Genomic DNA, 23,962 nt, shown 5'->3' with positions numbered 1-23,962 from the left:
GAGGTTCGCTTCCGCCCGGAACTCAGCTGATGTCCCCGTCATGACCGGGCTTCGGAGCACCGGGCGGTACGAAGCACGCGGTGACGGTCTTGCCCGACGCCTGCGGATGCGTGGCCCAGCCGTCGGAGAGCGCGTCGACGATGGCCATTCCGCGCCCGCCGGTCGTCGTGAGGTCCTCGGGCTTCTTGGCGGGGGGCAAGGGGTCGGAGTCGTGGACACTCACATGCAGGCAGTGGCTGTCCCAGGTCAGAACCAGCTGGGCGTCACTGTGCGCGTGCACGTGCGCGTTGGTGACCAGCTCGGAAACAATGAGCAGTATCGCGTCAACCGTTTCGGGGGCGTCCCTTGTCCACTCCAGGGAGGCAAGGTGCTCACGCGTCCAACGGCGGCCGGCCCGCACACCTTGCGAGACCGGAAACGACTGAGCCCATCCCACCGCGCGCAGCGATGTGTCCTTCGTCATCGTCCCTCCCTCGCTCGGCACTTGTCATCCCTGTACCCCCGTCTTCGATGAACACCCCCGGCCCCGAGCCGCTTCCGGATCGAAGTCTTTCTGCAGGTGTCAGCACACCTCGCCCTCTGAGGCGGCACTCCATGCTCGATCTCCGCCACCTGCCCGGCAACAGCATTCGTCCTGCGGCCGACACGGCCCACGCACTGAGGACATGCTCCGGTCTGTCCGATCCCCTGACTTGCATCGAGATCCACCACCTGCCGGTGCTCTGTGGGGACGGGCTCGAGCAGTGAGCATGGGGGTCCCGCCAGGGCCCTGGTGCGGGAGACGGAGGACAGGCAGGCTAGTTTTGCTCGGATGAGTCTCCTTGATGACGTGGCCGAGCGCGACGGCTGGCGATGCTGGGTGTGTGACGAAGCAGTCGACCCCGACGAGTCGGTGAACGACCCGCGAGGGCCCAGCGTCGACAGCCGGACCGCCGACCGGAAGGCGAAGGTCGCCGAGCGACTCGCACACCGCGGATGCAACACCCGCAAGGGCGCCGTCAAGGTGGTCATCCCCTGGCCGGACAGTCTCTACGTGGTCGACCCCGCGCCGCTGATCACCGTTGCCGGGAGGCTGGAGCGCAAGGGGGGCCGCGAGATGGTGGGCCGCTGTCCGACCGAGCGGGACGCCCAAGAGGCGGCGGACTGGCTGGTGGACCGGTTCTCCCGACTGGTACCGGGGCTGCCGGTGACCGCCGCCGTCGAACCGGGCGGCGGCCAGTACCTCGTCGTCCTGGCGGCCGGCCGCCGCTGACCATCACCGGCGCACCCTCACGTCGAGCTGAATCGTCTTCCCACACTGATTCCGGGACTTCAGCGTCACTGCCGGTTCGGGCCCGGCGGCCTTCACGGGGCACCGCCCCGCCGGCGAGCGTCGCCCGCCGCCTACCGGCCAGTCTGCCTGTAGTGCACGAGAGCTGGAGGGAGAACGGGAACGTCGGCGGCTTCGCCGCCGTGCCCGGGAGGTACCGGAAGCGGGGCGGTAGCCTGCGGACCTGGCTACCCGCGCGCCGGGCTGAGGCTCCGGTGCCGTCGGCGCTTCTGGCGGCAGCGATGAACGGCAGGTCCGTCTGCTCCGATGCGACTACGCTTCGGGCGCTGTCAAACGTGAACGAAGGACGCATATGGCTCGCCCTTACAACCCCGGACCGAAGCAGTTCGTCTTCGCTGTCGGTGACGGCAACGACCAGCAAATCTCCGTGGGTGACCCTCAGGAAGCGTACGTAGCATTCTCCGCGTTCTTCCGGGGGCGAGATTCCGACACCTACACCATCGAAGATGTACCGGCGAGCCAGAAATTGGTGCTCATGCCCGGTCAAGGCGTGATCGCCCGGATCGAAATGGCGGACCAGCTCCGGTCCGAATACCTCAAGGTCGACATGGCCAATCGCTACATGCCGAGCGCGATGCTGTTCTTCGAGAACGGATATGCAGGCCTCGACCACTTCGGCCAGTGGTTCTCGGACCTTGCCGATCTCGACGCGTCACCGGAGGCTCGCGGTGCTGCCCGCGCCGCCACGATCACGACCGAAGCCGCGGCAATCGAAGAAGTCGCTCGGATCTGGGCGAATTCGGGGATCGTGGACCCGAGCGACCAGTACTACGTCTTCTTCGACTCGCATGGTGCCGACGATGACCTAGCCGAACGAGCTGAACTGCTCAGGCTGATCGAATTCCTCGGTCTCGAACGAGTCGACGCCCCGGCCGAGGCCGCAGACGGCGAGGTCCGAGTGCGCACCGACACGCGCCTCGACGTCGAATTTGAACGGTGGTCATGAACTGCGTCCCCCGATACCCACCGCGACCACGTCCGGCACAGTACCCGCACCGGCGGGAACAGCACGCCGTCCGCATCCAGCGCCATCCCAGCCGGTGAAGAAGTGGTGACCCGTGCATTGCGCTGCGCCGGGGTCACGCTCGCCGCCCTGGCCGAGCTCACTGCTTGCGGCGGGCGTCCGGAACGGTGCCCGGCGCTCGACCTCATCCCGACGGTCGGCGTGCTCATGAACTTCTCCAGGCCGGTCTCACCTGCCAGGACCGGGACTTCGGCAATGGCGTCGCCGCAGCTGGAGCGCCGGTATGCGGGAATGTCGAGGGTTCCCAGCAAGCCGCCGTCGACCAGCGGTGTGCCGTCGTGGAACGGTCCCGGAGTCGTGGTCAGCCAGGGGAAAGTTTCGGCGGTGAGGACCTCGGGGTCGTGGAACCAGCTGTAGCTGCCGAAGAGTTCGTCGGCGGATTCGCCGGACAGTGCGACCGTGGAGCGTTCCCGTACCGGCCCTTCGCAGCGGCGTGGCTGCGGCGGACCGAACGCCGGACAGGAGCCCTGGGTGAGGAGCCGTGGCCCTACGGCTGGTGAGCCGGCTCGGGCCAGGTGACCTTTCGGGCGTGGTGAACGCCGGTGGCCACCACGGTGAAGACCGCGGCCGTGCCGGCGAGTGCCATGACCATGGACGGGGAGGACCGGTCGACCACCACGCCTCCGGCCAGGGCGCCCATCGAGATGGTGGCCTGGAACGACGCCGTGAAGAGCACCGATGAGGCCTCGGCGGAATCGGGACATGCCTTGGCGAACCAGGTCTGGGAGCAGACCGGAACGGCCCCGTACGCGACACCCCACAGGATCAGCAAACTCACCGCCCCGAGCCGGCTGCCGCCGAGCACCGGGAGCAGCAGGGTCGCCCCGCCGATCATCGCGGCGGCTGCCGCGAAGGTGGCCCTCGGGTATCGCCCCACGAGTGATCCGCCCAGGAAGTTCCCGGCGATGCCGGCTGCCCCGTAGATGAGGAGAAACACGGTGATGAGCCCGGCGCCCACCTGCGTCACCTGTTCCAGGAACGCGGTGACGTAGGTGTAGGCCCCGAAGTGGGCGAGCACGACCAGGAAGGTGATCACCAGCGCGAACCTGGTGTTGACGCTTTTCAGCATGCCGGTGAGCACGCGCAGACGTGTGGGCTCCTCCGCGGGCAGGGACGGGACCACCAGGATCAGCAGGACGAACACGGCGAGAGTCAGCACTCCCATCACCAGGAAGGCTGTACGCCACCCCGCGACGTCCCCGATGAACGTGCCCATCGGTACGCCGAGCACAGATCCGAGCGGTACCGCGGAAAAGATCACGGCGGTGGCGCGGCCGACCGACTCCGGAGGCACCAGCCGGCCGGCCAGTCCCGCCCCGATCGACCAGAACCCTCCGATGGTGATGCCCACCATTACCCGGGAGACCAGGACCAGCCAGTAGCTGGACGCGGCGGCCGCCAGGAAGTTCGCCAGCGCCAGCAGGAGGATGAACGCCCCCAGCATGAGACGCCGGTCGAGGCGCCCCGTTGCCACGGTGACCAGAGGTGCCGAGATGGCCGCCAGGAAGCCCGGCATGGTCATCATCAGGCCGGCCATTCCATCGGAGATGGTGAAACTCGACCCGATGGAGGTAAGCAATCCGATCGGCAGGATCTCGGTGGTGACGATCGAGAAAATTCCCAGCATCACCGAGATCACAGCCAGCCACGAGACAAGTGGCGACCGTGCCGGCAGTTCAGCGGGGTCGATGGAAGTAGTCGTTGCTGTGGACACGAATCCCGTCCTGTTATGGGGCCACACACATGGTTGTGAGCACTATTGCAGCAGGGACAGGAGACGCCTTCTGGCAGTTTTCCGACGTCAACAAGAGCGCCCGGGCACCCCGCCGACCCGTCGGCCGAATTGCGTCAGGGCCGGAGAGCCCGGCGTTGCGGCTGTTCAGGCGGTTCCGGGTGGGCTGGGAGGCCGGTGACGGGACGCCCCTCATTCGGCGGCAAGTGCACGCTACTTCGTCAAGTCGGCGAGCGCAGAGAAGGCGAACTCCCGAGCGAAGAGAGGGCACGGGATCGGCGCGTTCAAATTTTCACTTTCCTCCAACAGAAATGCATGAACCAGAAAGGAAGCGGTCAACTCGGACTGCTGCCCGGTCCGGAGATCAGCGCTGCGGGTTCGCCGTAGTGCTCGGGCGCACAACGCGATCGGCTCTCGTCGCCGGCACGCTGGGACCCGTCGGCGACGAGAGCCCGGGACGAAGGAGTGCGCGGAGGTGCCATATGGGGCGACGACCTCTCAGTAGGGGGCGGAAAAGATCGTCCTCGCCACGTCGCTGGACGAAGCCCTGGCGCTCAAGGGCGCTGGCGGTCAAGGAGGCGCGACTGGTGCTGTGCGCCAGCTTCGTCGTGGCGGAGGCAACGACCCGGCTCCTGCGGACACGCGGGGGTTGAGGTGTCACGAGGCCTCGGCCTCCGATGCACGATCGCCGCGCGTTCCACAACGTGCGTCGTCCGGAACAGAGGGTCGGTCCGGGAGGGCGCCCACCAGAGGTGGAACCACACTCGGCGACCCGGGGACCGGCGGGCAGCCGCGCCCACCACTCAGTTGGCGCGGCCGGACTTCTCCTCCACAGTTCCTTCGAAGCGACTCACTAACTCAGGAAGCTCAGCCGCACCTGCCGGTCCCTGTTGTCGACGTTGGTGTCCACGAGACAGACCGACTGCCACGTCCCCAGCTCCAGCCGCCCCCCGATCACCGGCAACGTCGCATGCGGCGGTACCAGCGCGGGCAGGACGTGGTCGCGCCCGTGGCCCGGGGTGCCGTGGCGGTGGCGCCAGCGGTCGTCGGCGGGGAGCAGGGTCTGCAGGGCGGTGAGGAGGTCGTCGTCGCTGCCGGCGCCGGTCTCCAGGATGGCGATCCCGGCCGTCGCGTGGGGCACGAAGATGTTGAGCAGGCCGTCCCTGCCGTGGGAGGCGCGGGCGAGGAACTGCGTGCAGTCGTCGGTCAGGTCCAGGACCGTCTCGGTCCGTCCCGTGGTGACGTTCAGTACGTGCGTGGTGAAGGTGTCGGGCATGACCCCATTGTGTCGTCGGCCTGTGCAGTCGGCCCGGCGGATCGGCCTGTGCAGTCGGCCCGGTGGATCGCCCGGGAAGATCCGGAGCTTCTCACGGGTTGGTAGAACCGTGAACGATTTCGGGACGCGCGAGCTCGACGTGGTGGTCATCGGTGCCGGGCAGGCGGGGCTGTCCGCCGCCTACCATCTGCGGCGCATCGGGCTCCTGCCCGGCGAGAACTTCGTCGTCCTGGACCACGCACCCCGGCCGGGCGGAGCCTGGCAGTTCCGGTGGCCCTCGCTCACGTACGGCAAGGTGCACGGCATGCACTCCCTGCCCGGAATGGAGCTGACGGACGCCGACGACGACCGCCCCTCCTCCGAGGTGATCGGCGCGTACTTCGAGGCGTACGAGCGCCGCTTCGGCCTCCAGGTGCACCGTCCCGTCGAGGTGAGCGCCGTGCGCGAGGGCCAGGAGGGCCGGCTGCTCGTCGAGACCTCCGAGGGCACCTACTCCTCGCGCGCGCTGATCAGCGCCACCGGCACCTGGGACCGGCCGTTCTGGCCGCGCTATCCGGGCCAGGAGACCTTCAGAGGGAGGCAGTTGCACACCGCGAACTACCCGGGGCCCGGGGAGTTCGCCGGCCTGAGGGTGGTGGTGGTCGGCGGGGGCGCCTCGGGCACTCAGCACTTGATGGAGATCGCCGAGGTCGCGGCGGAGACGTACTGGGTGACACGGCGTCCTCCCGTGTTCCGCGAGGGACCGTTCGGCGAGGAGCAGGGACGCGCCGCCGTGGCCATGGTGGAGGAGCGGGTACGCCGTGGACTCCCGCCGCAGAGCGTGGTGAGTGTGACCGGACTGCCGCTCAACGACGCTGTCCGGCGCGCCCGCGAGCAGGGGGTCCTCGACCGGCTCCCGATGTTCGAACGGCTCACCCCGGACGGGGTGGCCTGGGCCGACGGCCGGTCGGTGGAGGCCGACGTGATCCTGTGGGCCACGGGCTTCCGCGCTGCCGTCGACCACCTGGCGCCGCTGCGACTCCGCGAGCCCGGAGGGGGCATCCGCATCGAGGACACGAGGGCCGTACGCGACGGGCGTGTGCACCTCGTCGGCTACGGACCGTCCGCCAGCACCATCGGAGCCAACCGTGCCGGCCGGGCGGCCGCGCGTTCGGTGAGCCGGCTGCTGGACCTGGACGGCGTGCCGGCCTGACCGGCGGCCGGGTCCAGCGGCCCGGGCATCAGAGCGGGGCGGCCCACGCGCTCCGCCGCCCGGCCGACCGGGCCGTACGCAGGAACCACCGCATCACCAGAACACACGAACACGGGATCGGGTGTTCGCTCGAACGCGTGGTCGTTCCGGTTTTGGTTGCCCGTCACCCCTTCGGCAGCTGATGCTTACTGAGCGCACACGGCGGGCTGCAGACCGCTACGGCGCATGTCCCACAGATGCACCACGCACTAGGAGAAAACCCGATGAACTTCCTGACCAACCTGCTTGCCGGTGTCGTCCACTTCGTGGGTTGGCTCGTCTGACCGTCGCTGCACCACGGCGCCGCCGCTCCCCGTCCCACGGGAGCGGCGGCGCTGCCGTGTGGCTCGACGCGTCAGGCCCCGGCCCGCCGCGTCACGCTCGGGCTGCCGGCCCGGCGAACGGCGGCAGAGCCGCGAAACCGGGGTCCACGGTGACGGCCTCCGCGAGCGCGTCCAGCGTCCGGCGCACCCGGCTCAGCGGGTGGTCGGGGAATTCCGCGTCCCACCGGGCGTGGTCCGCCGCGTGGAAGGGAAGGCCGCCCTGCACCTCGGGTGCGTAGGGGTGCGGCCGGAAGTACGAGTCGGGGCCGACCTTCGCCATGACGACGGCTTCCCGCATCCCCGTCATACCGCGCTCGGGAGCCTGGATCTTGACCACGGTGCTGCACCCCTGGCGCGGCACCGTGAAACTGCCGATGAAGACCTGCCCGCTGGGTTGCTGAGGCAGCGGCACCTTGAGTATCTGCCGCAGGGCGGGCAGTTCACCCAGTCGTTTCACCGTGGCCTCGATCAGCCCGCCGCCCGCCTGAGCCGTCCAGTGGGTGAGGGTGTGACGCAGGGCCGGGCCGTCCTCCAAGGCCGCCGGAAGATCCGGCGGCAGTGCGAAGCAGTGCAGGGACAGCACGTCGCCTTCGTCGTTCATCCAGGCGTCGCCGTGCTCTGGGCCGCTGTTGTCCAGCGGCCGGAATCCGGGGAGTTCGACCCCGAGCAGTGCTCTCATGGGCCGTGATCATGCCGCACCGTTCGACAGCCGTGGGGCCCGGTCCGCCTTCAGGTCGCCGCAGGTGCCGCCACGCCGCTGTCGCGGCGGATCAGAGCGGCATAGCGCCCGTCCAGGGCGAGCAACTCCTCGTGCGTACCGCGCTCGGCCACCCTGCCGTCGTCCAGCACGACGATCTCGTCCGCGTCCCGGACGGTGGAGAGCCGGTGGGCGATGGTGATCGTGGTGCGCCCCTTCGACAGGGCGTCGATGGCCTGCTGCACCGCGTGTTCCGTACGGGTGTCGAGAGCGCTGGTCGCTTCGTCGAGGATCAGCACGGGCGGGTCGCGCAGGATCGTGCGCGCGATCGCCAGCCGCTGCTTCTCGCCGCCGGAGAACCGGTACCCGCGCTCACCGACAAGGGTGTCGTAGCCGTCGGGCAGGCCGGCGATGTGGTCGTGGATCTGCGCGGCACGGGCGGCGGTCTCGATCTCCTCGTCGGTGGCGTCCGGCTTCGCGAAGCGGAGGTTCTCGGCGACCGAGGCGTGGAAGAGGTAGGTCTCCTGGGAGACCACGCCCACGGCCCGGGCGAGCGTGTCGAAGTCCAGGTCCCGCACGTCGACCCCGTCGAGGGTGACCCGGCCGCCGGTGACGTCGTAGAGCCGCGGCACCAGATAACTGAGCGTGGACTTGCCGGATCCTGTGGGACCGACGACGGCCAGACTGTTCCCCGCGGGCACGGTCACGTCGATGCCGCTCAGCGTCGGGCCGCTCTTCTCGTCGTAGCTGAAGGCGACGTCCTCGAAGGCGATCTCGCCCCGGACCTTGTCCAGCCGGACGGGCTTCTCGGGCTCGGTGATGTCCACGTCGAGGTCGAGGTACTCGAAGATGCGCGCGAACAGGGCCAAGGACGTCTGCATCTGCACACCGGTGGAGAGCAGGCTCACAGCCGGCCGGAACAGCCCCTGCTGGAGCGAGACGAAGGCGACGAGCGTGCCGACGGAGACAGCGCTGACTCCTGACTGGAGGGTGAGTCCCGCAGCCCAGTAGATGACTGCGGGCATCGCGGCCATCACGATCCCTATGGTCGACATCCGCCAGCGTCCGGCCATGTTGGAGCGCACTTCGAGGTCGACCAGGCGCTCCGACTCCTCCGTGAACGTCTTGGTCAGGGAGTCCGAGCGCCCCATGGTCCGGCCGAGCAGGATGCCGCTGACCGAGAGCGATTCGGTGACCGTTGCCGCCATCGCCGCCATCTGACGCTGGCGCTGGGTGGTGATCTTCTTGCGCTCCCGGCCGACACGACGGCTGATCCAGACGAAGACGGGGAGCAGGAGCAGCGAGACGACGGTGAGCCGCCAGTCCAGCGCGAGCATGGCGACCACGGTGGCGACGACCGAGGTGAGGTTGGAGACCAGCGAGGTCGCGGTGGAGGTGACCGTCGCCTGCATCCCGCCGATGTCGTTGGCGATGCGGGACTGGACCTCACCCGTGCGGGTGCGGGCGAAGAAGGCGAGCGGCATCCGCTGCAGCTGGGTGTAGACGGCGGTACGCAGATCGTGCATGACGCGCTGGCCGACCGTGGTGGAGATCAGGGTCTGCAGGACTCCGAAGACGCTGGTCATCACGGCGGTGAGGATCATGCCGAGCGCGAGCAGCGTGAGCAGCCCCGTGCGCCCCTGCGGAATCGCGGTGTCCAGGATCTCGCGGAGCAGGAACGGGGAGGCGACCGTGACCAGCGAGGCGGCGCCGACCAGCAGCCCGACCACGGCGAGTCGGCCGCGGTACGGACGGAAGAGCCGGAAGATGCGGCGCAGCTCCGCGGGCGGCTGACCGGCCTCCGCCGAGGGGGGTGTCCAGGTGGGTTCGTCGGGTTTCATGGGCTCCTTCGACTGCGTGCGGGAGGGAGGGGGCGCGGGTCGCGGCAGCTCCCGCATGCGTCCGGGAGCCGAGGTATGAGGCGGCAGGTGAGCCGATCATCGAGAGCCTAGCTCATTGTTACCTCTATTCACAATGAACGAGATCCTGATATTGTTCCCTCATGGACTCCCCCGACTCCGACGGCATGCTCGCCGAACAGCTGCTGCGGCTCACACGCCGCCTCCAGCGCATCCAGAGCCGTCAGCTGGAGCCGATAGGCATCACACCGGCGCAGTTCCGTCTCCTGCGCACGACCGCGCACTACGACGGCCCGCCACGGATGGCCGATCTCGCCGAGCGGCTGGACGTCGTCCCCCGCGCGGTGACCACTCTGGTGGACGGCCTGGAGGCCGCGGGCCGGGTGCGCCGCGCCCCGGATCCGACCAACCGCCGGGTGATCCGCATCGAGATCACCGAGGAGGGCCGTTCCGTACTCCGTTCGATGCGCGACGCGCGCAAGGCCGCCGCGGAGGAGATCCTGGCTCCACTGACCGCCGATCAGCGCGAAGTGCTCGGCGGTCTGCTGACCGCTCTGGTCGACGGAATGCCGGAGCGTCGCCGCTGCTGAGGCATGCGGTGCGGCCACCGCACCGCGCCGTCGAGGGGACTGTGACATGCCGCTGCTGGAGCCCAAGCCCGAGGCCCTGCGCCCCCGCACGGCGCGGGCGCCGTCCCCCGATCGGGTGCCCGACCGGCAGTCGTCCGGAACCCCCGCTGAGCTGCGGGCCGCCCTGACCGCACTCCTCGGCCCGGAGAAGGTGCTGTGGAAGATCTCCGACCTCGTGCGGTACGCATCCGATGCCAGCCCCTACCGCTTCCTGCCGCAGGTCGTGCTGGTCCCCGAGGATCTGGACGACATCTCGGCCATCCTCTCGTACGCACACGGGAACGGACGCGACGTCGTCTTCAGGGCCGCCGGCACGAGCCTCAACGGCCAGGCACAGGGCGAGGACATCCTCGTGGACGTGCGCCACCACTGGAGGGGGATCGAGGTACTGGACGGCGGCGCCAGGGCCCGCATCCGTCCTGGCACCACCGTGATGCGGGCCAACGCCGCACTGGCCCGGCACGGCAGGATCCTGGGCCCGGATCCGGCCAGCGCCATCGCTTGCACCATCGGCGGCGTCGTCGCGAACAACGCCTCCGGGATGACCGCGGGCACCACCCGGAACTCGTACCGCACGGTCTCCTCCCTGACGTTCGTCCTGCCGAGCGGCACCGTGGTGGACACGGGTGAGACGGAGGCCGACGAGCTGCTGCGCCACGCGGAGCCGCGTCTGTGCGACGAGCTGCTGGCCATCAAGGCGGCCATCGAGGCGGACGAGCGGCTCACCGCCCGGATCCGCGCCAAGTACGAGATCAAGAACACCAACGGCTACCGCCTCGACGCCTATCTCGACGGATCGACGCCCGTGGAGATCCTGCGGGGGCTCATGGTCGGCTCCGAGGGCACCTTCGGTTTCATCTCCGAGGTCGTCTTCGACACCCTGCCCCTGGAGCGCCTCGTCTCGTCCGCGTTGCTGTTCTTCCCCTCGCTCCCTGCCGCCGCCGCGGCGGTCCCGGGATTCAACGAGGCGGGCGCGGTCGCCGTCGAGCTGATGGACGGCAACACACTGCGCGCCTCGGTGCGCGTCCAGGGCGTCCCCGCGGACTGGGCGGGACTGCCGGAGGGGACGACGGCGCTCCTCGTGGAGTTCCGCGCACCCGACGAAAGCACCCTCACGGCCTACGAGAGGGAGGCCGCCGCCGTCGTCGCGGGCCTCGACCTGGTGACACCGGTCGTGTCCGTGACCAACGAGTTCACCCGGGACGCCGCCACCGTCTCCGGGTACTGGAAGGCGCGCAAGGCGTTCGTGACCGCCGTCGGCGGCTCCCGGCCCTCGGGGACGACGCTGATCACGGAGGACTTCGCCGTCCCGCCGTCCCGTCTCTCGGAGGCCTGCGAAGCGCTGCTCGCCCTCCAGGCCGTCCACGGTTTCGACGCCGCCGTCGCGGGCCACGCCGCACACGGGAACCTGCACTTCCTGCTCGCCTTCGACGCCGCGAAGCCCTCCGACGTCGACCGCTACGCCGCGTTCATGGACGAGTTCTGCACGCTGGTCGTCGACCGGTTCGACGGGTCCCTCAAGGCGGAGCACGCGACCGGCCGCAACATCGCGCCGTTCCTCGAGCGGGAGTGGGGTACCGAGGCGACAGCGCTCATGTGGCGTACGAAGCAGGCGATCGACCCTGACGGCGTACTGGCGCCGCGGATCGTCCTCGACCGCGATCCGCGGGCGCATCTGCGCGGGCTCAAGACCATCCCCAAGGTGGAGCCGGTCGCGGACCCGTGCATCGAGTGCGGGTTCTGCGAACCGACCTGCCCCAGCGAGGACCTCACCACCACCCCCCGTCAGCGGATCGTGCTGCGGCGGGAGATGATGCGGCAGCCCGGCGGCTCCCCCGTGGAGGCCGGCCTGCTCGACTCCTACGGCTACGACGCCGTGGACACCTGCGCCGGGGATTCCACCTGCAAGCTCGCGTGTCCGGTCGGCATCGACACCGGGGCGCTGATGAAGAGCTTCCGGCATCTGCGCCACTCGCCCCGGGAGGAGCGGGTGGCGGCGCTGACGGCCCAGCACTTCGGAGCGGTCGAGGCCTCGGCCCGGATCGTGCTCCGTGTGGCCGACGCCGTCTCCCGCCGGGCCGGTGACCGTCTGCCGGCCGCCCTGACCCGGCTCGCCCGCAAGGCCGTGCGACCGGACCTGGTGCCGGAATGGCTGCCCGAGATCCCCGGGGCCGCGTCCCGCACCCTGCCTCCGACCTCGCGGACCCGGGCGAGCGCCGTCTACTACCCGGCCTGTGTGAACCGCATCTTCGCCGGCCCCCCGGACGCGGGGACACTGTCGCTCGCCGAGGCCGTGGTCTCCCTTTCCGCACGGGCGGGCAGGCCCGTCTGGATTCCCGAGGACGTCTCCGGGACGTGCTGCGCGACGATCTGGCACTCCAAGGGGTACGACGTCGCCAACGCGGTCATGGCCAACCGCATCGTGGAGGCCGCCTGGGGGTGGACCGCCGGTGGTGCGCTCCCGCTGGTCGTCGACGCCTCCTCGTGCACGCTGGGCCTCGCCCACGAGGTGGTGCCGTACCTCACCGAGGACAACCGGGGACTGCACCGCGAGATGACGTTCGTCGACTCACTCGTCTGGGCCGCCGACGAACTCCTCCCCCACCTGACGGTGTTCCGAAGGACCGGATCCGCCGTACTGCACCCCACCTGCTCGATGGAGCATCTGGGTGACGTCGGCCGTCTGCGTACGGTGGCCGAGGCCTGTGCCGACGAGGTCGTCGTGCCGGACGACGCCGGCTGCTGCGGATTCGCGGGCGACCGCGGCCTGCTGCACAAGGAACTCCCGGACAGCGCTACGGCCAGGGAGGCGGCCGAGGTCAACACGCGGGAGTACGACGCGTACCTGTCGGCGAACCGGACGTGCGAGATCGGCATGGACCGGGCGACGGGCCACCACTACCACTCGGCGCTCATCGAGCTGGAACAGGCGACCCGGCCCGTCCTCTGAGCCGGTCGGGAGACGAATAATCGGTTGCCTCCGCGGGGGGCGGGACGCGAACCTTGCACGGTTTGGTCCCCCACCACGAGGCCCGCAAGGATCTCGCGCACGACAAGGTCCGTCCACGGACCCGCTCCACGAGGTCCGTCGACGGATCTCGCGCTCCACGAGGTCCGTGCACGGACCTCCTGTTCCACGAGATCCCTCATGGATCTCCGCCGTCCGATCCTTGGGATGTCATGCAGATTCGCGATCTTCCGTACTCGGATCCCGGCGATCCCGACGTCCGTTCGGGTCCCCGTTTCCTGGTCTGGCTCGGCCGCAGCCAGCTCACCGGTCAGCTCAAGTCCCTTGCCTGGGGGCTGCTCCACCACTGCGCGATCGCCGGGCTTCCGCTCGCCGTGGGACTGGCGGTGCAGGCCGTCGTGGACCGGTCCGGTCAGGACCTCGTGCTGGCCGGTGTCCTCCTCGTCCTCCTCGGCGTCCTCATCGCCGTGGGGGACACCATGCTCCACCGCACGGCCGTCACCAACTGGATCACCGCGGCGGCCCGGGTCCAGCAGCTGCTGGCCCGCAGGGCCGCCGAGCTGGGCTCGGCCCTGACCCGCCGGGTGGCGGCCGGTGAAGTGGTATCCGTATCCACAGGTGATGTCGAGAAGATCGGCTGGTTCGTCGAGGCGCTCTCCCGCTTCGTCGCCGCCGCGACCGCGCTCGTGCTGATCTGCGTCGGGCTGGTGATCTACCTGCCCTCACTCGGCGTGCTGGTCGCCGTGGCCACCCCGGTCCTCGCGCTGGCCGTCCTGCCCCTCCTCCCCCGGGCCACCCGCCGGGCGGACCTCCAGCGGGAGAAGGCGGGCCGCGCCACCGAGCTGGCCTCCGACACCGTCGCGGGACTGCGGGTGCTGCGCGGCATCGGCGGCGAGGAGCTCTTCCTCGGCCGCTACCGGCGTGCCTCCCAGGAGGTCCGCAAGGCCGCTGTCCGCAGTGCACGGATGTGGGCGCTCATCTCGGCGATCCAGGTGCTGCTGCCGGGACTTCTGCTGATCTCGCTGGTCCTGTACGGCGCGACACTCGCCCGCGACGGCCGGATCGACATCGGCCAGCTGGTCACCGTGTACAGCGCGGCGACGCTGATGCTGTTCCCCCTGCGCAACGTGGAGGAGATCGCCATGGCGTACTCCTTCTCCCGCCCCTCCGCGCAGCGCGCCGTACGGGTCCTGTCCCTGCGGCGTACCGCGGGCCCCGCGACGCTCGACGCCGAAAGCCCTCGCGGCGACCTCTACGACCCGGTGACCGGACTCATGGCGCCGCAGGGCCGGTTCACCGCCGTGGTCTGCGGAGATCCCGACGAGGCGGGCCGCCTCGCGGAACGGCTGGGCGGCCATGCCGAGCCCGAGGACCCGTCGGCGGCGGCCCCCTCGGTGCTGCTCGGCGGTGTGGCGCTGGACGAACTGCCGCTCGACACCGCGCGGACCGCGGTGCTGGTGCAGGACAAGGATCCCGTACTGCTGTCCGGGACGCTGCGGGAGCTGCTGGACGTGCCGTCCTCGGGCGGCGTCACGGCCGAGGAGGCTCTGGCCGCCGCCCAGTGCGGTGATGTCCTGGACGCGCTGGCCCAGGCGTCCGTCGACGCGGACGGCGATCCGATGAACACCAGGATCACCGAACGCGGCAGGTCCCTTTCCGGCGGCCAGCGGCAACGGCTCGCGCTGGCCCGTTCGCTGGTCACCGATCCGGAGGCGCTGGTGCTCGACGAGCCGACGTCCGCCGTCGACTCGCACACGGAGGCCCGGGTCGCCGCAGGCATCCAGCGGCTCCGCCGCGGCCGTACGACGGTGGCGTTCGCGTCGTCCCCGTTGCTGCTGGACCTGGCCGACCGCGTCGTGCTCGTCCACGGAGGCACGGTCGTGGCGGCGGGCTCCCACCGCGAGCTGCTGCGGGACGAACCGCGCTACCGGGCGGTCGTGACCCGTGACACCGATGACGAGACCGCGGCGACGGACGGGGCCGACGCGGTCGACGGGCTGCCGCCGGCCCGGGCGAACGAGGAAATCGAGGAGAAGGCATGATCGGCCTGGCACCCCCGGCGTACGACCCGGCGGCCCCGGAGTCGGCGACGACCCTGCCCGTAGGAACGCCGACGACCGTACGGGCCTATGTGCGCGGACTGCTACGGCGCCACCGCAAGCCGTTCGCCGTGCTCGTCGCGGCCAACGCGGTCGCCGTGATCGCGTCGATCACCGGCCCCTACCTGCTGGGCGGACTGGTCGAGGACCTGTCCAACGGGGTCACCGACCTCCATCTGGAGCGCACGGCCGCCGTGTTCGCCGTGGCGCTGATCGTGCAGACCGTGTTCACACGGACCATGCGTGTGCGCGGAGCCATGCTCGGCGAGGAGATGCTCGCCGACCTGCGCGAGGACTTCCTCGTACGGTCGGTCGGTCTGCCGCCCGGTGTACTGGAGCGGGCCGGCACCGGCGATCTGCTGTCCAGGATCACCACGGACATCGACCGGCTGGCCAACGCGATGCGTGAGGCGGTGCCCCAGCTGGCGATCGGCGTGGTCTGGGCCGGACTGCTCCTCGGCGCGCTCACCGTCACCGCCCCTCCCCTGGCCCTCGCCGCGCTGATCGCGCTTCCCGTGCTGATCATCGGCTGCCGCTGGTACTTCCGGCGGGCGCCCTCGGCGTACCGCTCGGAGTCGGCAGGCTACGCGGCGGTCGCGGCGGTCCTCGCCGAGACGGTGGACGCCGGACGGACCGTGGAGGCCCACCGGCTGGGCGACCGCAGGATCGCGCTGTCGGACCGGCGGGTGGAGCAGTGGACCGCGTGGGAGCGGTACACCCTCTTCCTCCGCTCGGTGCTCTTCCCCGTCATCAACGCCACCTACGTGACGATCCTCGGCGCGGTCCTGCTGCTCGGCGGCTGGTTCGTGATGGAGGACTGGATCACGGTCGGGCAGCTGACCACGGGGGCACTGCTCGCACAGATGATGGTGGACCCGATCGGCCTGATCCTCCGCTGGTACGACGAACTGCAGGTCGCGCAGGTCTCGTTGGCCAGGCTCGTCGGCGTACGGGAGATCGAGCCCGAGCCGGGCGACGACCTGCTCGGCCCCGACGGCCGCGAGGTCCGGGCCGACGACGTGCGCTTCGGCTACCGGGCAGGGGTGGACGTCCTGCACGAGGTGTCGCTGGACGTGGCGCCGGGGACACGGCTGGCCCTGGTCGGCCCGTCCGGTGCCGGCAAGTCGACACTGGGAAGACTGCTGGCGGGGATCTACGCTCCCCGCTCGGGTTCGGTGACCCTGGGAGGTGCCCAGCTGTCCCGTATGCCTGCGGAGCGGGTGCGCACCCATGTGGCCCTCGTCAACCAGGAGCACCACGTGTTCGTGGGCTCGCTCCGGGACAACCTCCTGCTGGCGCGCACGGATGCCGAGGACGCGGAGCTCTGGGCGTCCCTCGCCGCGGTGGACGCGGACGGCTGGGCGAAGGCACTGGACGAGGGGCTGGAGACGGAGGTCGGCTCGGGCGGTCTGGCCCTCACCCCCGCGCAGGCGCAGCAGATCGCCCTGGCGCGCCTGGTCCTGGCGGATCCGCACACGCTGGTACTGGACGAGGCGACCTCGCTGCTCGACCCGCGCGCGGCCCGTCACCTGGAGCGTTCGCTGGCGCGGGTGCTGGACGGCCGTACGGTGGTGGCGATCGCCCACAGGCTGCACACCGCGCACGACGCCGATGTGATCGCGGTCGTCGAGGACGGGCGGATCAGCGAACTGGGCAGCCATGACGAGCTGGTGGCCGCGGACGGCGCGTACGCGGCGCTGTGGCGCTCCTGGCACGGCTGAGTACAGGGCACCGGGCCTGACGGGGGGTGTACAGCGCGGCAGGTGGTGAGCCGGTACTCCGGTCCAGCTCAGCGAGCCGTTCGTCGAGGCCGGAGGCGCGGCGGGCGGCTGGTCGGCAGTGGTCCGATGTGCCGTCATGGCACCGGACGGCCGGTCCGGAGCGCTGGGCGGGCTCCTCGGCGTACCGGACGGCGGCGACCTCCGGCCAGGTGGGTCCGACGCTCTGCCAGGTGTCGTCGGCCGCGACGCCGTTGCCGTCGATCGCGGTGCCGCCGCGGTCGGCGACGACGCTGCTCCTGCTGTCCGGCGCGGCTCGCGCGGCGGGCCCGGTCGGGTGGTGGCGTCCACCGCACAAGAGGCGAAGTCCGTGACCTCCGGTGAGGATGAGGAGTGACTGGCCCCGGATCCGGGGCAGGCGAGCGATGACCGCGTAAGCCCGAGAAGGGACGCACACCGTGGCACGACCCAGGATTCTCGTTGTCGGCGCCGGCTTTGCCGGGGTCGAGTGCGTGCGCCGGCTGGAACGCAGCCTCGCCCCCGGTGAGGCGGACATCGCGCTCGTCACCCCGTTCTCGTACCAGCTCTACCTGCCGCTGCTGCCCCAGGTCGCCTCGGGGGTGCTCACGCCCCAGTCGGTCGCCGTCTCCCTGCGCCGAAGCCGGCGTCACCGCACCCGGATCGTGCCGGGCGGGGCGATCGGGGTGGACACGAAGGCGAAGGTCTGTGTGGTCCGCAAGATCACCGACGAGATCGTGAACGAGCCGTACGACTACATCGTGCTGGCCGCCGGCAGCGTCACGCGGACCTTCGACATTCCCGGGCTGGTCGAGAACGCCCGGGGCATGAAGACACTGGCCGAGGCCGCCTACATCAGGGACCACGTCATCTCGCAGCTCGATCTCGCGGACGCGTCCCACGACGAGGAGGAGCGGGCTTCCCGGCTGCAGTTCGTGGTGGTGGGCGGTGGGTACGCCGGCACGGAGACGGCCGCGTGCCTGCAACTGCTCACCACCAACGCCGTCAAGCACTATCCCCGGCTGGACCCCAAGCTGATCAAGTGGCATCTGATCGACATCGCGCCCAAGCTGATGCCGGAGCTGGGTGACAAGCTCGGCACCAGCGCCCTCGAGATCCTGCGCAAGCGCGGCATCGAGGTCTCCCTGGGTGTCTCGGTGGCCGAGGCGGGCCCGGACAAGGTGACGTTCACGGACGGCCGGGTGCTGCCCTGCCGGACGCTGATCTGGACCGCCGGTGTCGCGGCGAGTCCGCTCGTCGCCACGCTGGGGGCCGAGACGGTACGCGGGCGGCTCGCCGTGACGCCGGAGATGTCAGTGCCCGGGAACGACAGTGTGTTCGCGCTCGGCGACGCGGCGGCCGTGCCCGACCTGGCCAAGGGGGACGGGGCGATCTGCCCGCCCACCGCACAGCACGCGATGCGCCAGGGCCGGGCGCTGGCGGACAACATCATCGCGCGGCTGCGCGGCCGTCCGCTGCGTCCGTACGTCCACAAGGACCTCGGGCTCGTCGTGGACCTCGGCGGGCGGGACGCGGTCTCCAAGCCGCTGGGCATCGAGCTGAAGGGCCTGCCGGCCCAGGCCGCGGCGCGGGGCTACCACTGGGCGGCGCTGCGGACCAATGTCGCCAAGACCAGGGTCATGACCAACTGGCTGCTGAACGCGATCGCCGGCGACGACTTCGTCCGCACGGGATTCCAGGCACGCAAGCAGGCCACCCTGCGCGACTTCGAGTACACCGACGCCTATCTGACGCCGGAGGAGATCCGGGCGCACACCGCGGGCGCGGACGCCCGCGGCTGAGCTTGCCTCCCCGGCCCTCCTCTCCCGGCCCTCTCCCCCGGCATCCGCCGCGCGGGCGGGGGCCGGAGGCGTGCCGAGCGGGATCGATCGTCACGTCCGGCGGGAGAGCACCGTCTCGACCGTGTCCGCCTCGTCGGCCCGCTTGTCCTCGCGGTAGCGCAGGACGCGGGCGAACCTCAGTGTGACGCCCTCCGGGTAGCGCGTGGAGCTCTGGAGCCCGTCGTAGGCGATCTCCACGACCAGTTCCGGGCGCACTCTCACCACGTGTCCGTCGTCGGCGGTGGCGAGCTCACGGAGGCGATCGGTCTGCCAGGCGAGCATGGTGTCCGTGAGCCCCTTGAAGGTCTTGCCCAGCATCGCGAACGTGCCGTCGTCCCTGCGCGCCCCCAGGTGCAGGTTGGAGAGCCGCCCGGTGCGTCTGCCGTGGCCCCATTCGGCGGCCAGCACGACGAGGTCCAGGGTGTGTACGGGTTTCACCTTCAGCCAGGCGGCGCCGCGCCGGCCGGCGCTGTAGGCGGACGCGGTTCCCTTGACCACGACACCCTCGTGACCGCGGGCCAGGGTCTCCTCGGAGAACGCCACCGCGGCCGCCCGCGCGGTCTCGTCCCGGGGGTCGTCCACGACGTGACGGCGCACGCGCATCGGTTCGGGAACGAGATCGGCCAGCTCCCGGTGGCGTTCGGCGAAGGAGAGGTCGAGGAGGTCACGTCCGTCCACGGACAGCGCGTCGAAGAAAACGGGGACCACGGGGACGGCATCCGCCGCGGTGGCGACATCGCGCCGGGACCCCACCCGGCCGGCGGTCTCCTGGAACGGCCGGGGCCTCCCGTCGGGCCCGAGGGCGATCACCTCGCCGTCGAGGATGAACTGTCCGGCGGGGAAGCCGGTGACCGCCGAGGCCAGTTCGGGGAGCCTGTCGGTGATGTCGTCGAGCGTGCGGGTGTAGACGCTGACCCGCGGCCCGTCCCTGTGCACCTGGACGCGGATGCCGTCCAGTTTCTCCTCGACGACGCAGGGTCCGCCGAGCCGTTCGATCGCTTCGGTCACCGAGCGTGCGGTGTGGGCGAGCATGGGCTGGACCGGCCGGCCGACGGTGAGCCGGAAGTCAGCCAGGGCCCCCGGGCCCTCCGCGAGGAGCGCATGGGCTACGGGCCCGAGCGACCCGGCGAGCATCACGGCCCGCCGCACCTCCGGACGCGGCGCCCCGGCGGCGTCCGCGAGTGCGTCGACGGCGAGAGCGTCCAGGGCTCCCTGGCGTACCTCTCCGGTGAGCAGTCCGCGCAGGAAGTACTGCTCGTCAGCGGTGGCCGCGCCGAGCAGCCGGGACAGGCGCTCCTTGCGGGCGGCCTGCGAGCCGGGACCGGACAGAGCGCCGATGGCGGTCAGCTCCGCGTTCGTCTCCACCACGGTCAGCGTGGGTTTTTCGGCCGGTGTCACCGGAACGCGCAGGGCGCTCCATCCGATGCCGAGGCGGCCCTGCGGGAGCCGGCCGGCCAGATAGGGAATCACGACCGGGACGTCGTCCGGTTCCGCCTCCCGGAAGAGTCCGGCGAGCAGGGCGGTCTTCCGGGTCCGGGCCGTCGTCGCGGCGACTTCCAGGGACACGTGGGCGAGCCGGGCGAGCAACATGCCGCCATGGTGCTACGGCGGCGGGCTCGCCGCCCCCCGGAGAGCGCCCGGCCTTCACCCAGTCCCGACCGCCGTACGACCTCCGGCGTCCTACGGTCCCGCCCGTCGGACGGTCCCTGGGCGTCGTACGACGTCGGCCGCCGTCCGGGCCCAGGGCGTCATATGACGTTGAGCGCCGCCGCCCCGCCCAGGCCCCCGAGAATCATGAAGGCGGGCATCAGCACCTTGAGCTCCACCCAGCTGCCCGCCCGGAAGCGCATGGCCTTCGGCGGCCCCAGCGGATACCAGCGCTTGCGCCCCAGCGGGATGGGCCACAGGATCGGGCAGCCCGAGACAGTCAGCGCGTCGCCGATGTCGTGGACGAGGGCGCCGAGCACGATCGGGAGCCCGAGCCAGAGGTACTCCTGGCCGGGCGCGGCGAACAGCCAGTCCGAGCCGTTGCCCGGCTGGTCCAGGACGCCGGCCAGGATCCAGGCGCTGGTCGCGCCGAGCAGCCAGACGAGCACGTCGCTGGAGACCCTCGCCGCCCGCCACAGCAGGCCCTCGACGGCGAGGACGAGGTGGACGAAGAGGATGGCCAGGACCGCCCACCGGCCACCGGTGACCGCCGCCACGGAGGCGGCTCCCCCGGTCAGCACCGCCCAGAGCCAGGTGTGCGTCAGGGTGCGGTGACCGCCGGTCCTGCGCGGGTCACCGGGTCCCTTTGTCGCCTTGTAGACCGCGTAGGAGAGCTTGTCGACGATCTCGCAGACAGCCTTGGAGACCGGTCCGAACGCGCGCGAGATGGTGGCCGACTTGTGGTCCAGGTCGGGGGCCAGCGCGGCTCCCGCGGTGATCAGCGCCCCGACGACCAGGACGGGCCAGGGCATGGTGTGGCCCGCGGCGGCCGCCGCGGCGCCCACCCCCAGCCAGGCCGCCGCCCCTGACAGAGAGTGTGCCGGTCCCATCATGGCTGTTCCCGCCCCCATCGTGATTCGGCCGCGCGTGCGACCTGGCCGCCATTGCCTGTGCGCGACAGCCGAGTTGAGTGGGCAGCGTATCGTCCGTGATCTTCCCCTGGTCCTCCGGTTCCCGCATCCGGGCAGGAGGCAGGCAAGATGGGGGCGTGACCCTTATCGATCAGCTGCCCCCGACCGCCGACCCGGACGCCCTCTTCGAGTCCTTCTCGTCATGGACCGAATCGCAGGGCATCACCCTCTATCCGGCTCAGGAGGAGGCGCTGATCGAGGTGGTCTCCGGGGCCAACGTGATCCTTTCCACCCCCACCGGCTCCGGAAAGAGCCTGGTGGCGGCGGGTGCGCACTTCACGGCGCTGGCCCAGGACAAGGTCACGTTCTACACCGCGCCGATCAAGGCACTGGTGTCGGAGAAGTTCTTCGACCTCTGCAAGCTGTTCGGCACGGAGAACGTCGGCATGCTGACCGGGGACGCCTCGGTCAACGCCGACGCCCCGGTCATCTGCTGCACCGCCGAGGTGCTCGCCTCGATCGCGCTGCGTGACGGCAAGTACGCCGACATCGGCCAGGTCGTGATGGACGAGTTCCACTTCTACGCGGAACCCGACCGCGGGTGGGCCTGGCAGATCCCGCTGCTGGAGCTCCCGCAGGCTCAGTTCGTGCTGATGTCGGCGACGCTGGGCGACGTCTCGATGTTCGAGAAGGATCTGACCCGCCGCACCGGCCGCCCGACCTCCGTCGTGCGTTCCGCGACCCGGCCGGTGCCACTGAGCTACGAGTACCGGCTGACGCCGATCACCGAGACCCTCACCGAGCTCCTGGACACCCGGCAGTCGCCCGTCTACATCGTGCACTTCACCCAGGCGGCGGCCGTGGAGCGGGCGCAGTCGCTGATGAGCATCAACATGTGCACGAAGGAGGAGAAGGAGAAGATCGCCGACCTGATCGGCAGCTTCCGCTTCACCACCAAGTTCGGCCAGAACCTCTCCCGCTACGTGCGCCACGGGATCGGGGTGCACCACGCGGGCATGCTCCCCAAGTACCGCCGCCTCGTGGAGAAGCTCGCCCAGGCGGGTCTGCTGAAGGTGATCTGCGGGACGGACACGCTCGGCGTCGGCGTCAACGTCCCCATCCGCACGGTGCTGTTCACCGCCCTGACCAAGTACGACGGCACCCGGGTCCGCACGCTGCGCGCCCGCGAGTTCCACCAGATCGCGGGGCGCGCAGGGCGGGCCGGATTCGACACGGCGGGCTTCGTCGTGGCCCAGGCGCCCGAGCACGTCATCGAGAACGAGAAGGCCGTCAAGAAGGCGGGCGACGACCCCAAGAAGAAGCGCAAGGTGGTCCGCAAGAAGGCGCCGGAGGGCTTCGTCGCCTGGTCCGAGACCACCTTCGACAAGCTGATCCAGTCCGAACCCGAGCCTCTGACCTCCCGCTTCCGCGTCACGCACACGATGCTGCTCTCGGTGATCGCCCGCCCCGGGAACGCCTTCGCGGCGATGCGTCATCTGCTCGAGGACAACCACGAGCCGCGCAAGGCACAGCTGCGGCACATCAGGCGGGCCATCGCGATCTACCGCTCGCTCCTGGACGGCGGTGTCGTGGAACAGCTCGACACCCCCGACGCGGAGGGCCGGATCGTACGGCTGACGGTCGATCTCCAGCAGGACTTCGCCCTCAACCAGCCGCTGTCCACCTTCGCACTGGCCGCCTTCGACCTGCTGGACGCCGAGTCGCCCTCGTACGCCCTGGACATGGTCTCGGTCGTCGAGTCGACGCTGGACGACCCGCGGCAGATCCTGGCGGCCCAGCAGAACAAGGCGCGGGGCGAGGCCGTCGGGCAGATGAAGGCGGACGGCGTCGAGTACGAGGAGCGGATGGAGCGGCTCCAGGAGGTCACGTATCCGAAGCCGCTGAGCGAGCTGCTGTGGCACGCCTACGACGTCTACCGCACCAGCCACCCGTGGGTCGGCGACCACCCGGTCTCGCCGAAGTCGGTGATCCGGGACATGTACGAACGGGCCATGACCTTCACGGAGTTCACCTCGAACTACGAGCTGGCCCGCACCGAGGGCATCGTCCTGCGGTATCTGGCGAGCGCGTACAAGGCCCTCGAGCACACCATCCCCGACGACCTGAAGTCCGAGGACCTGGAGGACCTGATCTCCTGGCTGGGCGAGATGGTGCGTCAGGTGGACTCCAGTCTGCTGGACGAGTGGGAGCAGCTGGCGAATCCGGAGGTGGAGACCGCCGAGCAGGCGCAGGAGCGGGCCGACGAGGTCAAGCCGGTCACGGCCAACGCCCGCGCCTTCCGGGTCCTGGTGCGCAACGCGATGTTCCGCAGGGTGGAGCTCGCCGCCCTGGACCGGGTGCGCGACCTGGGTGAGCTGGACGCCGACGCGGGCTGGGACGAGGACGCGTGGGGCGAGGCGATGGACGACTACTGGGACGCGCACGACGACCTGGGAACGGGCCCGGACGCGCGCGGACCGAAGCTGTTGAAGATCGACGAGGACCCGGAGCACGGTCTGTGGCGGGTGTGGCAGGCCTTCGCCGACCCGGCCGGGGACCACGACTGGGGAATTCGTGCGGAGGTCGATCTCGCGGCCTCCGACGAGGAGGGCCGGGCAGTCGTCCGGGTCACGGCCGTGGGCCGGCTGTGACGGCGCGC

17 protein-coding genes and 2 pseudogenes are annotated in these 23,962 nt (G+C 70.5%); 11 read left to right on the top strand and 8 right to left on the bottom strand.

Annotated features, from left to right (window positions below; genetic code table 11):
- Positions 1 to 22: 22 nt before the first annotated feature.
- The gene (locus tag ACFYQ6_RS21410; RefSeq protein ID WP_388764311.1) at positions 23 to 463 is read right to left on the bottom strand and encodes an ATP-binding protein; all 441 of its coding nucleotides are present in this window, start codon (positions 461 to 463) and stop codon (positions 23 to 25) included.
- 348 nt (positions 464 to 811) lie between these two features.
- Here ACFYQ6_RS21410 and ACFYQ6_RS21405 point away from each other — a divergent pair, with 348 nt between their 5' ends.
- Complete coding sequence (locus ACFYQ6_RS21405; RefSeq protein ID WP_388764309.1) at positions 812 to 1,252, top strand: hypothetical protein; 441 nt, start codon at positions 812 to 814, stop codon at positions 1,250 to 1,252.
- Positions 1,253 to 1,622: 370 nt separating this feature from the next.
- Positions 1,623 to 2,276, top strand: a complete 654-nt coding sequence (locus ACFYQ6_RS21400) for a hypothetical protein (protein WP_388764307.1) — start codon at positions 1,623 to 1,625, stop codon at positions 2,274 to 2,276.
- A 233-nt stretch (positions 2,277 to 2,509) separates the two neighbouring features.
- On the opposite strand, the pseudogene ACFYQ6_RS21395 reads toward ACFYQ6_RS21400, so the two are convergent.
- Positions 2,510 to 2,746: pseudogene (locus ACFYQ6_RS21395) on the bottom strand (asparagine synthase-related protein); the annotation flags it as partial.
- Between ACFYQ6_RS21395 and ACFYQ6_RS21390 the strand changes: the two are divergent.
- Entirely contained in the window at positions 2,696 to 2,854 is a 159-nt protein-coding gene (locus ACFYQ6_RS21390) for a hypothetical protein (RefSeq protein ID WP_388764305.1), read from the top strand. The pseudogene ACFYQ6_RS21395 and the gene ACFYQ6_RS21390 sit on opposite strands and share 51 nt — an antisense overlap.
- Here the strand turns inward: ACFYQ6_RS21390 and ACFYQ6_RS21385 are convergent.
- Entirely contained in the window at positions 2,842 to 4,068 is a 1,227-nt protein-coding gene (locus ACFYQ6_RS21385) for an MFS transporter (RefSeq protein WP_361580631.1), read from the bottom strand. The two genes, ACFYQ6_RS21390 and ACFYQ6_RS21385, sit on opposite strands and share 13 nt — an antisense overlap.
- Before the next feature lie 578 nt (positions 4,069 to 4,646).
- On the opposite strand from ACFYQ6_RS21385, the pseudogene ACFYQ6_RS21380 reads away from it, so the two are divergent.
- Positions 4,647 to 4,733, top strand: a pseudogene (locus ACFYQ6_RS21380) (2-phosphosulfolactate phosphatase); the annotation flags it as partial.
- Positions 4,734 to 4,939: 206 nt separating this feature from the next.
- Here ACFYQ6_RS21380 and ACFYQ6_RS21375 read toward each other — a convergent pair.
- Positions 4,940 to 5,362: a secondary thiamine-phosphate synthase enzyme YjbQ gene (locus ACFYQ6_RS21375; protein WP_361580649.1), complete on the bottom strand. Its 423-nt coding sequence runs from the start codon at positions 5,360 to 5,362 to the stop codon at positions 4,940 to 4,942.
- 109 nt (positions 5,363 to 5,471) lie between these two features.
- Here ACFYQ6_RS21375 and ACFYQ6_RS21370 point away from each other — a divergent pair, with 109 nt between their 5' ends.
- Complete coding sequence (locus ACFYQ6_RS21370; RefSeq protein WP_388764302.1) at positions 5,472 to 6,554, top strand: NAD(P)-binding domain-containing protein; 1,083 nt, start codon at positions 5,472 to 5,474, stop codon at positions 6,552 to 6,554.
- Positions 6,555 to 6,968: 414 nt separating this feature from the next.
- Here ACFYQ6_RS21370 and ACFYQ6_RS21365 read toward each other — a convergent pair whose 3' ends face one another.
- Positions 6,969 to 7,595 carry a hypothetical protein gene (locus tag ACFYQ6_RS21365; protein WP_361580655.1) on the bottom strand — a complete coding sequence of 209 codons (627 nt, stop codon included), beginning with the start codon at positions 7,593 to 7,595 and terminating at the stop codon, positions 6,969 to 6,971.
- Positions 7,596 to 7,645: 50 nt separating this feature from the next.
- A complete protein-coding gene (locus ACFYQ6_RS21360) occupies positions 7,646 to 9,454 on the bottom strand; it encodes an ABC transporter ATP-binding protein (RefSeq protein ID WP_388764300.1) in 1,809 nt (602 codons plus the stop codon).
- Between the two features lie 161 nt (positions 9,455 to 9,615).
- Between ACFYQ6_RS21360 and ACFYQ6_RS21355 the strand changes: the two genes are divergently transcribed.
- The 5 genes from ACFYQ6_RS21355 (at position 9,616) to ACFYQ6_RS21335 (ending at position 18,706) form a co-directional block, all read left to right on the top strand.
- The gene (locus tag ACFYQ6_RS21355; RefSeq protein WP_361580661.1) at positions 9,616 to 10,062 is read left to right on the top strand and encodes a MarR family transcriptional regulator; all 447 of its coding nucleotides are present in this window, start codon (positions 9,616 to 9,618) and stop codon (positions 10,060 to 10,062) included.
- 46 nt (positions 10,063 to 10,108) lie between these two features.
- Complete coding sequence (locus tag ACFYQ6_RS21350) at positions 10,109 to 13,051, top strand: FAD-binding and (Fe-S)-binding domain-containing protein (protein WP_388764298.1); 2,943 nt, start codon at positions 10,109 to 10,111, stop codon at positions 13,049 to 13,051.
- Positions 13,052 to 13,281: 230 nt separating this feature from the next.
- Positions 13,282 to 15,111, top strand: a complete 1,830-nt coding sequence (locus tag ACFYQ6_RS21345; RefSeq protein WP_388764296.1) for an ABC transporter transmembrane domain-containing protein — start codon at positions 13,282 to 13,284, stop codon at positions 15,109 to 15,111.
- Positions 15,108 to 16,889 carry an ABC transporter ATP-binding protein gene (locus ACFYQ6_RS21340; RefSeq protein WP_361580670.1) on the top strand — a complete coding sequence of 594 codons (1,782 nt, stop codon included), beginning with the start codon at positions 15,108 to 15,110 and terminating at the stop codon, positions 16,887 to 16,889. The genes ACFYQ6_RS21345 and ACFYQ6_RS21340 overlap by 4 nt, the downstream gene beginning before the upstream one ends.
- Before the next feature lie 455 nt (positions 16,890 to 17,344).
- Positions 17,345 to 18,706 carry an NAD(P)/FAD-dependent oxidoreductase gene (locus ACFYQ6_RS21335; protein WP_361580673.1) on the top strand — a complete coding sequence of 454 codons (1,362 nt, stop codon included), beginning with the start codon at positions 17,345 to 17,347 and terminating at the stop codon, positions 18,704 to 18,706.
- 90 nt (positions 18,707 to 18,796) lie between these two features.
- On the opposite strand, the gene ACFYQ6_RS21330 is transcribed toward ACFYQ6_RS21335, so the two are convergent.
- Both ACFYQ6_RS21330 and ACFYQ6_RS21325 read right to left on the bottom strand, forming a co-directional pair.
- Positions 18,797 to 20,335 (bottom strand): ATP-dependent DNA ligase, encoded by a 1,539-nt coding sequence (locus ACFYQ6_RS21330; protein WP_388764294.1) that lies wholly within the window; start codon positions 20,333 to 20,335, stop codon positions 18,797 to 18,799.
- Positions 20,336 to 20,493: 158 nt separating this feature from the next.
- Complete coding sequence (locus tag ACFYQ6_RS21325; protein WP_361580679.1) at positions 20,494 to 21,285, bottom strand: metal-dependent hydrolase; 792 nt, start codon at positions 21,283 to 21,285, stop codon at positions 20,494 to 20,496.
- A 155-nt stretch (positions 21,286 to 21,440) separates the two neighbouring features.
- On the opposite strand from ACFYQ6_RS21325, the gene ACFYQ6_RS21320 reads away from it, so the two are divergent.
- Positions 21,441 to 23,954 carry a DUF3516 domain-containing protein gene (locus tag ACFYQ6_RS21320; RefSeq protein ID WP_361580682.1) on the top strand — a complete coding sequence of 838 codons (2,514 nt, stop codon included), beginning with the start codon at positions 21,441 to 21,443 and terminating at the stop codon, positions 23,952 to 23,954.
- Positions 23,955 to 23,962: the final 8 nt, after the last annotated feature.

It is taken from the genome of Streptomyces sp. NPDC005494 (assembly GCF_042872025.1).
Taxonomy (GTDB): Bacteria; Actinomycetota; Actinomycetes; order Streptomycetales; family Streptomycetaceae; genus Streptomyces.
The sequence above is the reverse complement of the archived record's forward strand: the minus strand, read 5'-3'. Positions and strand labels throughout refer to the sequence as shown.